Source organism: Butyrivibrio sp. INlla21, from assembly GCF_900116875.1.
GTDB lineage: Bacteria > Bacillota > Clostridia > Lachnospirales > Lachnospiraceae > Butyrivibrio.
This window is the reverse complement of sequence record NZ_FPCC01000018.1, coordinates 60973-72952: the sequence shown is the minus strand read 5'-3', so window position 1 is coordinate 72952 and position 11980 is coordinate 60973. Positions and strand designations below refer to the sequence as shown.

Here is an 11980-nt window from a genome sequence, read left to right as displayed (position 1 = left end):
CGCTCCCCTAAATGTATCGTTACCCGCATATTTATTGTAAGCATTCTCAAGCTTGTCTGCATCCGCTCTGTACCCGTTAAGTGAGCTGCACAGGTCACTCATGAAGCCGGATACTTCTTCGGCGTCATAACTCTTTCCCATTATAAACTCTCTCCTTATTGCTCTTGGTTATTCCCCTGTTGCTGTCTTTCCAGCTCTTCTATCTTGTGTCTGAGATAACTGATCCTTCTTTTACATGCTTCTATCTTATCCAGAAGATTTTGGATCGCTGTCTCGATATCATCCAGAAGCTGTCCTGTAGCGGTGATTCCCTTTTTTGTCTTTTCTTTTATCTTATCCTGATGATCTTTAGCATCTTCCTCGCGTTTTCCCCTCCACGTGGAAGATCTTGTCATGTCGTAAGCTTTCTCCGGAGTATAAGCATCATTGATTATGATGCCTCTTTCATTTTGTATTTCACCGCGTTTTTCCTTAAGTATCTTGATAATATCATTGTATTTCTCTATCTTTTCCTCGAGCTCATGTATCTCTCGCTCCATTTCTCCTATGCTGCTCATTTTTTATTCCCCATTTTTATTATTATCAACTTTTACACTGTCGGCTACTGCCTTATCTGTTGCCAATATACTGTCACGTAGCTCAAAAAGCGCCGCCGGGAGCGCTTCCGCAGACTGCTTCTTATAAAGCTCTTCGGTCGCATAAACACTCTCAAGAATTGGCTTCATCTTCTTGCCGACGTCCGTGTTATTCCAAGCTTTTACGCTTTCAAGCGGCCTTGCCGATAAATTGCAGGAAGCCGCAGTATTCTTGATCTCATTAACGATACCTGTGTATCTGAAGGTATCGATATGTAATTCGTTCTCTGACATATTTCTCTACTCTTTCCTTCTGTGCGCATGTAACAATGTAGTAATAATTTTAACATTTCTCCGAATGCGTTTCAATCTAAAACCGCATATTTTCCTTTGAACTTTCACTCTTATATGTTATTATGTTGTTAACGCTTATAGGAGGGGCTATTATGAAAACAAAATTTCTTTTACCAATTATAGCGGCAACGCTTATTATGTCAGGCTGTAGCTCGGTTGAACTTTCCGACAGTAGTTCAAACGCCGAATCTGCTAACGGTAGCGTCAATGCGCAGAGCGAAGACGGTGCGCAGGGCGAAGCTTCCGACGGCGACTCGGACCAACAAGAGGCCGAAAGCAGCGAGCCCGGTGAAGCGCTTACAGACGATGAACTTTCCGAATTCACGGATCTTTTTAACACAAGTGAATATAACGCCTTCTTGGAAGACGGTTTTAATTCTCCCGAAGAGATAGATTGGGAGAAGGTTATTAAACTCGGCGCCGGAATAAGTTCCGAGGATTGTAGCGAAGAAGAAATAAATGACTATTTGAAGGCCACTGATCGCAGTTCGCTCACTGAATACGAGAAGCTCAGTGTTATAAAGAAATCAGATCTTGCAGATTTTATCAAAAGGCATACCGGCAAGGATCTGATGCCGGGTAATGATGATATCGATTGGGAGTATATCGAAAAGAACGACTCTTTTTACAGAGCAATTTGGGACAGTGATGTTCGCCATAACGGCTTTGAGTGCATATCGGGCGAAAAAGCCGGTGATAAATACACTCTTCGTCTTAAGGTGAGTCAGGAAAAAAGTGTGAATATAGAGTCTACTTCATATTACGGAAGCGACGCCGACAGGATCGTAAAATTCACCAAGTCGGGTGATGACCTTGTCTTTGAATCTAACGAGATTCAGTGGGACGATTACTGTGTTCCGGAGCAGACCTTTGATGTGGAGCTTCCGCAATATGATTCTCCCGTTCACTTTGTAACCTATTACGAGGACAAGGAACAGGCAGAAATGGTCATGGTAAAAGACGGAAAGTATATCAGCAGATTTGTACCGATTTTTACAGCCGAAAACAACAGTGTTGTTAAAACAAAAACCATAGATGCTGTCAGTTTCTTTGATATTGATGCAGACGGAAATAATGATATAGCAATTATCGGAGACTCGGACCATGGTAAAAGACTCTTCATAGAGCTTGCCACACCGGATGAAGACGAAGCCTTTACTTATTTTGCCGATTTCGGCGAAAGAGAGATCAAAGAAATGGGCGGAGATCTGACTATCAGCGGAGCAAAGAAGGCGCTTCTTAATAATGACAAGAACGAAAAATACGAAAGCTACAAGGAAGCCTACGCTCAGGTTGCAAAGATATTCAAATGTGCTTACGATAATCCATCTTTTGACCTTTCACGTGTAGCTTTTGACCTTATATATGTTGACGGTGATGACATTCCCGAGTTGGTTGTCGGCCTCCCCGGTTACTGGGTTTCTCTTTATACCTTTAAGGACGGTCACACCTCTTGTCTCATGAATCAGTGGGGCTACGGTGCGATGGGCAATGCCGGTTATCTCTATGCTAAAAAGGGCAATGTTATCTATAACGGGAACGCCGATTACGCCGGTGCGCTCTATTACAACACCTACATGTCCATACACGATGACAGCAAACTTGCCACAGACTATTGGACACTGGACTATAACTTTAATGATATCGACGGTAACGGCGAACCTTCGGAAGAAGAGCTTGCTTCATCAGACGATTATGAAACCAAAACCGAGTACCACAGTGAGATTGACGCAAACATGTCCGAAGCTGAGATCAAAAAGGCAATCGCCAAAGACGATTCCTTAAAGTTTGAAGATATCGCCGGAGACAAAGATTATGATACGATCATGGCTCAGCTGGGAAAATAAACCGGGAACAACTGATAAATTAACGCTTAGACTGAAAATCGGGAGGGATAGCTTTTGCTATCCTCTCCCTTTTTTTCTTTTACCAAAGTTGCCGTAGGGTTATTCTCATTTAGTTGCCGCAGTATATCTGAATTGCTTTGGAGGCAAACTCTGCGGTTCCGGCGCCGCCGGCGTTCTCGATGTTGTCGGTTACTTCGCCGCCTGATACGTACCACTTGCCAAGGCCTGACAGGATCTCTTTTGTGCAAGTGTACATGTTTTTGGTTATAAAGTCCTGAAGCTTCTTGGCCAGCGCCTGTGCCTCTTTTGATGAAGGCTCTTTTTCCTTGATGGAACCGAACTCCTCGAAGATCTTCATAAGCTCGCCCATGAGGTTTTTCTCATCTTCCTTGGTGCGATTCTTGCTCTTTTCCTCAAACTCTTTATATGCGGGAGTCTTGCCCCACTGCTCTTTCGCCATTCTTGAATATTCTTCGATCTTACTCGAATCAAATGCTGTAAAACTCAAATTCTTCACTCCTCTCCTTTTTAGGTCGCGGCACATGGTGAGCAGATTTTCGATGTGCTCCTTCTTAAGTTCCAAGAGCTTAATCTGCTGATCCAGTGCCTTTTTCTTGTCAAAATCAGATCTGCTTACTATTTCCTTTATGTCTTTTAGCGGAAATTCCAGCTCACGAAACAGCAAGATCCGGTGCAATCTCTCCAGTGCCGTATCGTCATACAGCCTGTAGCCGGCTTCCGTATACTCTGTTGGCCTAAGAAGCCCGATCTTATCGTAATACTGCAGTGTGCGTATACTCACACCCGCCAGTTTACTCACCTCATTTACTGTTTTCATCGCCGTACCTCCTTCACGTGTAATTAAAGCGTAAACTATTACGTTACGTCGTAGTCAAGCAAAAATTTTACCCATATCGGAATTTTTTATTCTGCCGATATGGGTGGATTTATCGTCATGTAAATTCAAGTTCCATCGTCACGTGCGGGATTCCGTCTTCCATGAAGATGTCGGACACGACTTCGAAGCCCTCTTTTGCGTAGTAGCCGATGGCGTACTCCTGCGCATGAAGAGTTATCTTTTTCGCGCCGAGCCTGTCTCTTGCCACTTCTACACCCGCATGAAGGATCTCTCCGCCGATTCCCTTGCCGTGCTCAAGCGTCGCCACTCTTCCGATCTGCGCTACGCCTGCTGCCTCGTCATTCCAAAAGACTCTGAGGCACCCTGCCACACGTCCTTTTTCATTCATGCAAAAGACATGGATCGCGTCCTGATCTTTATCGTCAAGATCTTGATACAGGCACTCCTGCTCGGTTACGAAGATCTCGAATCTGGTTTTTAAAATCTCATAGAGCTCGGTGGTGGTGAGCTCGGAAAAATGCTTGATGATCATTTCCATGGTATATATGTCACCTCATACTATGTGCGAGTCGCGCGGCCATCATGCCCCCGACGCGCTTTAGGCAGCTTTGCTCGCTACCTAGAATTTCAGATTGTCTCCCAGCACCGGAACCTTGCTTGCAAAGAACGAGAACTCTCCGCTGTCCAGGAGATTTCCGTTATCGTCGGTAACTCTTATATCAAATACCAGGATGTGCTTGCCTGTCTTGAGTTTCATGCACTCGCAGTAGATGTACTCCGTGTTTACCGCGGGGAGCAAGAAATTCAGGTTCGCGGAAACCGTCGTTACATAGTATCCGCTCATACTTCCGGTCGCACCCGCCATCGCGTCAACAAATGACAGCAGCGCTCCGCCGTGGATACTTCCGTATGTATTGTGAAGCCTCGTATCCGCCTTGATCCTCGCCTTGCTGTACGTCGCGCTCAGTTCCAGCACCTCAAACCCTATAAATTTGTTGTATTCATTAGCGTATAATTCAGGGATTATCTTCTCCCTCATCGCATTTTCTTTTTTCGTTCGTGTCGGTCGCATTGCGGTTCTCCTTAGAATAAGTAAAAGCTTATTTATTTATGATCTTTCTAAACAGCTCATCAAGTGCCGACCAATCCTTATTATGATCGTCAGCTAGGCTGTTCGCTATCTCTTTTTGCCTAGAGACCTCAGTTTCTATAAACTCCTGTATAACCGGGAGCTGAGGATTTTCCTCTTTTTCGGTAGTTCTTTTCTTAATCTCAAGCAGCTCGTCTATCGCAAGCCAGAGCTTTTCGGGGATATCGAGCTTTAGTAGATCATCGAAAAGAACCGGCGGCGCTACGTGGTTTTCTTCAATATACATAGCGGCAAGAAGCGGCCTTAATGCATAGAAATATTTTTTGTAGCGGACTTTTTCACCGGTAAGATAGTCATGGTAAGTGCTGTTCGCCGTACCGTAATAATGATACACTGCTGATTTTTCAGAAAAATACTTTTTGGCAACTTCTGCAATTATGCCCCACTCGGGTGTTGTCCGATAAACAATGGGCGAACCGCTCCACTCAAAGAGCGTCGCATTTCCTTTGGCAAACTGCTTAAGCGCTTTTTTCAGATCCCAGCCATTAATATCAAGAACCTCATCGAGCTGCCACTCAATGACATCTCTTGGTTCATTCAGGCACAGATAGTCATCACGCTCTCTTACATAAACGAATCTCACATCATAATCACTGTCAGGCGAAGCAAATCCCCATGCCCTGCTTCCGGATTCGACAGCATGTAATATCTTCACCTTTTCTTTTGCCTCGATTTCATCCAACTTCTCATTTATTTCTTTTAAAATATCTCTCATTCTTTTTCCTCTGTTATAGCATATCTGTTTATGCGCTCTACAAACTTTCCTACCTTTTCCATGTCAGGATTATCGGGAAGCTTCGTTTTAGCAGCCGCTTCATCCAGCTTTCTCTCGTATTCATCAAGCGTCTCAAAAAACGCAGCCGAGAACGATCCGCTCGGTTCCATGTAATCACCTCTTCGAATCGAAAGAAGCAGATCAAGATCATTAACTCTGTGTGTCCTGATCTCGCCCTTTTCAAGAATATCGATCGCCATCATGAACAATCTGATCAGATGCATCGCATGCTTGTTGAGATGGTTGTCGTCCTTCTTCTTATTTCGCTTGCCGATCTTATCGTAATCGCGCACGACGCTTCTCATAACGCCCCACACATCTTCATAATCACGCAGCGGAAAATGCTTATAATCCGCATCCACAAATATTTCCGTGTCCAGCTCGGGATTCACCGCTTTATCGATATACACCTTAAGACCGCCATCGGTTTTTCCGTAAAACCTTCTGTTCACATCTTCAAGCGCGTGCATAACAGACTTTAATATGTGTTTCTCTCTTTCGCTCTGAGGAAGTGTATCTCTGGCTATGGCATTTTGAAGTCTTCGAAGCTGAGAATCCGCATATCCTCCAAATGATTTTATTGCTCTTTTGGACAAAAACAACCCGGTATTATCTATAAGCTCTTGACCAAGTTCACTCTTTATCAGGTATTGATCTTCATCGAGCCCGAGAATCTCGCATGTATTTGGATTGCAATCCAACAGCAGTTTTACCATCTTATTGAAGCCGTATACTACAGTATCCGTCTTGTCATCTTCATATTGTTCAAACTGTGTGAGCCCCAAAAGATCCGACGGCTTCTGCAATGTAACACCTCTAAAATCGATATCGCTGTTTTTATTGCTTGTTCCATACGCATGACTTCCGCCAATGCCCAGAAGCATTATCCTCTTGCCCAATCTATCGTTTTTCCTAAGGAAATCATATTCATCCGATTCCATTATCTTTTTAAAATCCATCTTATTACTCCCACTTCTTTTTTAGCGCCGGTCACTTGTAACTTCTTAGTATATCCAATCCCAGCAAAAGAGCCTTCTCATGCGAATCAAATCCGAAATCTCTGGAGTCGTACTCATGTACATTCGCAAGCGAATCCGCAGTAAAAAGAAATTGTCCGAACTTGGCGCCTCTTTTCCTGCAGCAGGCAGCAAGTGCGGAGCACTCCATCTCAACTACGGAGCAGCCTTCTTTCAAACGGTATTTCACCATGTCTTTTGTCTCTCTGAAAAAACCATCGGTGGTCCAAGTCGTACATGTCACGAAGGGAAGCTTATGTTCTTTGAAGCAGTTCTCGATCACGGCTACCGGCTCTTCATCTAGCTCGATGTACCTTGAAGCCGGCAAGTACTGATAAGACGTGCCTTCTGCTCTTAGCGCTTTTGTCGGCACAAGAAAAGCGTTCTCGGGAATGTCCGCAAGCACTCCGCATGAACCGACCGCGATTACTTTCTTGCATCCGCAGGTAACAAGAAAATCAAGCAGCGAAGTTGCCGCCGGTGCGCCTATCGTCGGTTGAACCAGGCATATATCCTCATCTTTTTCATGCAAAATATAAACATTCACGTTGTGCGAAACCGTGATGTATTCTTCAGCGATCTCCGCGTCATGCTCTTTGGCGTATTTATCAACCACCTCTCCGAGGAAGGCAAAAAGACACTTCTCCGGCAGCTTCAGTTCTTCGCTATCGTGATTTGGTGTGATCACTTCCTTGGAGTGGTCGTCGTATTCAAGTATCGGTATCTCGTTTTTTATGATCATGCTACTCCCCATTCACAAAGTATTTTTTATTTACGATCGCGACTTTACTCCCACTTCTTCCAAACATCGGGCTGGTAGCCGAGTGTCGCCTGCTTGCCGTTACGGACAACAGGTGTCTTGATTATCTGCTGATTTTCAAGGAGCTTTTCGAGCTTGTCTTCGTCGGCAATATACTGCATGAGTGCAACGGCATCTTTGTCTTTTGCGTCGGGATTTATCATGTTCATGATTCCACCGTTAGCGCTTGCGACTGATGTGAGTTCACCCTTGCTCATTCCTTTTTCTTTCATGTCTATAAATTGAAATTTGATGCCGCGCTCCTTAAAGAATCGCTCTGCTTTCTTGGTGTCGTTACACTTTTTTGTTCCGAATATTTGTATGTTCATACTCTTTTCCTCACTTATAGTTTGTTCTATTATAACCTCTTCCCCGACAGGCGCAAAGGGCTATGTGGCTGATTTACACCGTTTTCCGATGCGTTGGACACGCGGTGGCGGCTTCCGCCCTGTTTCGCGTGTATGCTGCCGGATCCCTCGGCACGTAAATTACTCCTTAGCCCCGTTTCGCGTGTACACTTCTGGATTCCTCGGCACGCGGATTTAAATTCCACCTTGATTTGCGTGTATCCGTGGCAAGTTTATTTGAAAGAAGTCCGCATTTCAGACACGCGGTGGGAGTTTCTGCCCCGATTCGCGTGTGCGCTTCCGGATTCCTCGGCACGCAAATGAACGCTCAACCCCATTTCGCGTGTACGCTGTCGGATTCCTCGGCACGCGGATTTAAATTCCACCTTGATTTGCGTGTATTCGTGGCAAGTTTATTTGAAAGAAGTCCGCATTTCAGACACGCGGTGGGAGTTTCTGCCCCGATCCGCGTGCACGCCGCCGGATTCCCCTACACGCATAAATCCACCCGACCTCAATCCGCGTGCCCGCCCCCGATTCCCCGCTCATATATTTCCTATTAAATATTGATTAAATGTTCATAAACACACGCTTTTTAGTCTATTTTCGATGTAAAATTTAATATGAGCCCTCTCGCAAGGGCAAGCTCTTTTTCCTAAGAAAAAGAGCCACGATAACAGTTCTTCCAATTTCATAAAAGCAATTCAGTCCATTTTTCTATCCAGTTCTTCACGGAGGTGTTTATGGCGGCGAAATCTAATGTTGGTAAGCAAAAAAAGCGCAGTGATATTAGTTTTAAAGACAGCATAAAGACCAGACTTGTAGCGATAATGCTCATTGTAGTAATCGTTCCTCTTGCACTTGCGGTGCTTGTAAGCTATAAGACCGCTACAGGCAAAGCAAAGACAGATGCTTTGGATCTTCTTAATTCAGATTCCAAACTTGTTGAAAGTAAATTCGAAACTCTCATACATCAGAACCTCGTTGCGCTCCAGACGTGCGCGTCGGCGCAGAGCACGATCGACTATGTTAAGACATGGGATCAGGAAGGTGCCGAGGAAAAGAGAGAGATCATCCTTCGTCAGATGGATGAGATCAATTCCAACATCAATGACGGAAACAAGAACGCGATTCTTTCGATCCCCAGCGGCGATCAGCTTATTAGAACCGACCGCAAGGATTCGACAAATATCGCGGACAGAGCTTATTTCCAGGAATGCTGGGCAACCAAGAGCGTTGCGGTTTCTGAGATCGTTATAAGTAAAGCTGCGGGAAACAGAATCGCCATTATCATCGTTCCCGTCTTCGATCCTTCAAACGGCGAGATGATCGGAACCTTGCAGCGAAGCTTTGACCTCAGCGTCCTTCACGGCTTCCTTGCAGATAACGTTAAAAACGGATACATCACCGACAAAGCAGGTACAGTCGCAGCTCACTCTCAGTTCGAGATTACTCCCGAGGATGAGCCTATCGTTCACTCTGAAGAAGAATACATGACTTCGACCGCTATGAACGGCATGTTCGAGAGCATGATAGACGGTAAGCTCACCTACACGGCATGGGTAAAAGAGCCTGTTACAGGCTTCGTTGTTGCGGTTTCCGAGACCAATTACGAGATCATGTCTTCGGCAACACGTTCCGCACTCACCGTTGTTGTCCTAGGAATCATCCTGCTTGCAATCGCTGTAGTGATCTCATTCCTCATAGCAAAGAGCTTTACAGAGCCTATCGCAGCCGTAAACGAATCCCTCGGCGCACTTGCTGACGGAAGATTTGTTAAGGTTGATAAATTTGATAAAAGAAAAGACGAATTCGGTGCCATTTCCAAGGCAACTAATTCCGTTATAGGAACTCTGAGTGATATTGTAAGCCATATAAAAGAATCCGCTATCGGCGTAGGAAAGTCATCCGATGAGCTTTCCGATATGGCCAACCAGATCGCGCAGACCGCAGAGGACGTATCCAACGCTGTTCAGGAGATCGCATCCGGTGCTACGCAGCAGGCTGACGAGATCCAGAGCGCAACAGAAAACGTAAGTAAGATCGGCGACGCTGTCGGAAACGTTCAGACATCTACGGACGATCTGTCGGGACTTGCAGGCAAGATGAAAGAAGCATCTGAGGTTTCAAGTAAATCGCTTACACTCCTCAAAGATTCTTCCGTTGAGATGACAGCCAAGATCGACGACATTGCCAATACCATTCAGGCTACTCAGGAAGCCGTTGATAATATCAGTGAAAAAGTTGAAGGAATCACTTCCATCGCAACTCAGACCAACCTTCTTTCTCTTAATGCTTCCATCGAGGCTGCAAGAGCAGGTGAAGCAGGAAAAGGATTTGCGGTTGTTGCTGAAGAGATCGGTAAACTTGCAGACGATTCCAAGGCAATGGCTGATGATATCATGAAAGAGATGAGTACGCTTCTTGAACAGAGTAAAGCCGCTGTTGCAGCAGCCGAAGACGTTAAGAACGGCAATAACGAGCAGCAGATTGCTATCGGCGAGACTCTTGAAGCCGTAAACGGAATGCTTGATGATATAGGAAGCACCGTAGGCGGTGTTCAGCTTATCTCAGAGGGCGCGGACACTTGCGCCACATCCAAGAATGCCGTTGTTGATACAATGAGCGCTCTTTCGGCGATATCCGAAGAAAATGCCGCTTCTTCGGAAGAAACCGGCGCTTCCATGCAGGAGCTTTCGGCTACGGTCACAACACTTGCAACCTCAGCCGACGGCCTGAAAGATATCGCTGTACAGCTCAATGAAGAAATGAAATTCTTTAAATCATAACAGGGAACTGCATCTTAGCAAGTTCCTCATCAAGATTGGAATAGAACTTGAATATATGAAGCCCGTCTATAAGGGCATGGTTTACAAAGACAACGACAGGGATCGTTGTCTTTGTTTTTTCTACAATGTTGCCACCTTCCATAACAAGATATTTCTCTGATTTATACTTACCCCAGACAACGTTGGGAACCGAGAAATCAGAGCTGGGATAAGGCATGGTTCCGCCTGTGAAATCCTGCCACGGAACAACGGAAGTATAAAGATGACTCTCAGACTCGCCCTCCTCTTCAAGATGCTCATCGTGAAGAGCTTTTTCCTGTTTAATTTTGGCTTCAGCCAGATAATCCTCAAGCGGCTGATCCGTATTAACAAGACAATACCTGTAGGTTTCGTCGGGAAGCGCAACCGTATATGACGGATTGCAATAATCATATTCGATTATGCCATCTCCCTTTATTCTCTGACGAAACTCGGGAACTGCGTTGGCAGCTCTGCTCACAGCATATTGAAAGCAAAGAAAAAGAGGATACTTAGCCTTTTTAAGTCTTACGATCCAATCGGATATATCCACCTGCACCGTCATTGTAACGAACGGATAGACCATGCTCCTAAAGTGGTCAAAATGCTCTTTTCTTGCATATTTTGTCATATCAATAGTCTTGTAATTCATAATATCTCCTTTAACCAAGTCCCACATCGAGCGCCATCATCACTATAAATCCTAAAGCAAAACAAACGGTTCCGATATTTGAGTGTTCGCCTTCCGACATCTCGGGAATAAGCTCCTCGACCACAACGTAGATCATCGCACCTGCCGCAAAGCTAAGAAGATACGGCATCGTCGGAATAAGTAATGACGAAGCTGCGATAATAAGAAGCGCTCCGATCGGTTCAACGATTCCCGAAAGAACGCCGTACAAAAAGGTTCTTCCCTTCGGAACTCCTTCTCCCAAAAGCGGCATTGAAACAATCGCTCCCTCAGGGAAATTCTGAATGGCTATACCGAGCGCAAGTGCCAGCGCTCCTGTAAAAGTTATCGCGCTATTTCCGCTCATCCATCCGGCGCATACAATACCAACCGCCATTCCTTCGGGAATATTGTGCAGTGTAACGGCAAGCACAAGCTTGGTCGTTCTCTTAAGGCCGCTCTTTGGGCCTTCCTCCAATTTATCCAGATGCATATGCGGAATAACTATATCAAGCACCAAAAGAAACAGCATGCCCACGCCAAAGCCTATGCAGACCGGTATGAACCCCAGTCTTCCCATGTCCGCCGTCTGATCGAGTGCGGGTAGAATAAGGCTGAAAAAAGAAGCCGCAACCATCACCCCCGATGCAAATCCTGTAAGTGCTCGCTGCATCTTTTCCCCGATTGCTTTTTTAAAAAGAAATACCGTCGCCGCTCCGAGCGCAGTTCCCAAAAAAGGAATCAAAATAATCTGCCACATATATTTTTCACCTCACAAAAA

General features: G+C 45.2%; 13 protein-coding genes. 2 read left to right on the top strand and 11 right to left on the bottom strand.

The window, feature by feature from the left end:
• Window positions 1-155 precede the first annotated feature (155 nt).
• Both BM377_RS11130 and BM377_RS11125 read right to left on the bottom strand, forming a co-directional pair.
• A complete protein-coding gene (locus BM377_RS11130; RefSeq protein WP_092248134.1) occupies window positions 156-557 on the bottom strand; it encodes a YwqH-like family protein in 402 nt (133 codons plus the stop codon).
• 3 nt (window positions 558-560) lie between these two features.
• Entirely contained in the window at window positions 561-869 is a 309-nt protein-coding gene (locus BM377_RS11125; RefSeq protein ID WP_092248131.1) for a hypothetical protein, read from the bottom strand.
• Between the two features lie 152 nt (window positions 870-1021).
• On the opposite strand from BM377_RS11125, the gene BM377_RS11120 reads away from it, so the two are divergent.
• A complete protein-coding gene (locus tag BM377_RS11120) occupies window positions 1022-2776 on the top strand; it encodes a hypothetical protein (RefSeq protein ID WP_092248128.1) in 1755 nt (584 codons plus the stop codon).
• A gap of 109 nt (window positions 2777-2885) precedes the next feature.
• Here the strand turns inward: BM377_RS11120 and BM377_RS11115 are convergent, their stop codons facing one another.
• The 7 genes from BM377_RS11115 to BM377_RS11085 form a co-directional block, all read right to left on the bottom strand.
• Window positions 2886-3614 (bottom strand): MerR family transcriptional regulator, encoded by a 729-nt coding sequence (locus tag BM377_RS11115; protein ID WP_092248125.1) that lies wholly within the window; start codon window positions 3612-3614, stop codon window positions 2886-2888.
• 115 nt (window positions 3615-3729) lie between these two features.
• Window positions 3730-4173 (bottom strand): GNAT family N-acetyltransferase, encoded by a 444-nt coding sequence (locus BM377_RS11110; RefSeq protein ID WP_092248122.1) that lies wholly within the window; start codon window positions 4171-4173, stop codon window positions 3730-3732.
• A gap of 81 nt (window positions 4174-4254) precedes the next feature.
• Complete coding sequence (locus BM377_RS11105; RefSeq protein WP_092248119.1) at window positions 4255-4707, bottom strand: PaaI family thioesterase; 453 nt, start codon at window positions 4705-4707, stop codon at window positions 4255-4257.
• A gap of 28 nt (window positions 4708-4735) precedes the next feature.
• The gene (locus BM377_RS11100; protein ID WP_092248116.1) at window positions 4736-5500 is read right to left on the bottom strand and encodes a nucleotidyltransferase domain-containing protein; all 765 of its coding nucleotides are present in this window, start codon (window positions 5498-5500) and stop codon (window positions 4736-4738) included.
• Window positions 5497-6519 carry a nucleotidyltransferase domain-containing protein gene (locus BM377_RS11095; protein WP_092248113.1) on the bottom strand — a complete coding sequence of 341 codons (1023 nt, stop codon included), beginning with the start codon at window positions 6517-6519 and terminating at the stop codon, window positions 5497-5499. The genes BM377_RS11100 and BM377_RS11095 overlap by 4 nt, the downstream gene beginning before the upstream one ends.
• A 31-nt stretch (window positions 6520-6550) precedes the next feature.
• Complete coding sequence (locus tag BM377_RS11090) at window positions 6551-7318, bottom strand: nucleoside phosphorylase (protein WP_092248110.1); 768 nt, start codon at window positions 7316-7318, stop codon at window positions 6551-6553.
• Window positions 7319-7362: 44 nt separating this feature from the next.
• Complete coding sequence (locus tag BM377_RS11085; RefSeq protein ID WP_092248107.1) at window positions 7363-7704, bottom strand: arsenate reductase family protein; 342 nt, start codon at window positions 7702-7704, stop codon at window positions 7363-7365.
• 761 nt (window positions 7705-8465) lie between these two features.
• Between BM377_RS11085 and BM377_RS11080 the strand changes: the two genes are divergently transcribed.
• A complete protein-coding gene (locus BM377_RS11080; RefSeq protein WP_092248104.1) occupies window positions 8466-10511 on the top strand; it encodes a methyl-accepting chemotaxis protein in 2046 nt (681 codons plus the stop codon).
• On the opposite strand, the gene BM377_RS11075 is transcribed toward BM377_RS11080, so the two are convergent.
• Both BM377_RS11075 and BM377_RS11070 read right to left on the bottom strand, forming a co-directional pair.
• Window positions 10501-11181: a CatA-like O-acetyltransferase gene (locus BM377_RS11075; RefSeq protein ID WP_177223866.1), complete on the bottom strand. Its 681-nt coding sequence runs from the start codon at window positions 11179-11181 to the stop codon at window positions 10501-10503. The two genes, BM377_RS11080 and BM377_RS11075, sit on opposite strands and share 11 nt — an antisense overlap.
• Window positions 11182-11191: 10 nt before the next feature.
• Window positions 11192-11959: a ZIP family metal transporter gene (locus tag BM377_RS11070; protein WP_092248099.1), complete on the bottom strand. Its 768-nt coding sequence runs from the start codon at window positions 11957-11959 to the stop codon at window positions 11192-11194.
• Window positions 11960-11980 lie beyond the last annotated feature (21 nt).

Coding starts and splice junctions, on each gene's coding strand:
- BM377_RS11110 (WP_092248122.1), bottom strand. CDS start 4,173: ATGGAAATGATCATCAAGCATTTTTCCGAGCTCACCACCACCGAGCTC.
- BM377_RS11130 (WP_092248134.1), bottom strand. CDS start 557: ATGAGCAGCATAGGAGAAATGGAGCGAGAGATACATGAGCTCGAGGAA.
- BM377_RS11070 (WP_092248099.1), bottom strand. CDS start 11,959: ATGTGGCAGATTATTTTGATTCCTTTTTTGGGAACTGCGCTCGGAGCG.
- BM377_RS11080 (WP_092248104.1), top strand. CDS start 8,466: ATGGCGGCGAAATCTAATGTTGGTAAGCAAAAAAAGCGCAGTGATATT.
- BM377_RS11100 (WP_092248116.1), bottom strand. CDS start 5,500: ATGAGAGATATTTTAAAAGAAATAAATGAGAAGTTGGATGAAATCGAG.
- BM377_RS11090 (WP_092248110.1), bottom strand. CDS start 7,318: ATGATCATAAAAAACGAGATACCGATACTTGAATACGACGACCACTCC.
- BM377_RS11115 (WP_092248125.1), bottom strand. CDS start 3,614: ATGAAAACAGTAAATGAGGTGAGTAAACTGGCGGGTGTGAGTATACGC.
- BM377_RS11125 (WP_092248131.1), bottom strand. CDS start 869: ATGTCAGAGAACGAATTACATATCGATACCTTCAGATACACAGGTATC.
- BM377_RS11075 (WP_177223866.1), bottom strand. CDS start 11,181: ATGAATTACAAGACTATTGATATGACAAAATATGCAAGAAAAGAGCAT.
- BM377_RS11105 (WP_092248119.1), bottom strand. CDS start 4,707: ATGCGACCGACACGAACGAAAAAAGAAAATGCGATGAGGGAGAAGATA.
- BM377_RS11095 (WP_092248113.1), bottom strand. CDS start 6,519: ATGGATTTTAAAAAGATAATGGAATCGGATGAATATGATTTCCTTAGG.
- BM377_RS11085 (WP_092248107.1), bottom strand. CDS start 7,704: ATGAACATACAAATATTCGGAACAAAAAAGTGTAACGACACCAAGAAA.
- BM377_RS11120 (WP_092248128.1), top strand. CDS start 1,022: ATGAAAACAAAATTTCTTTTACCAATTATAGCGGCAACGCTTATTATG.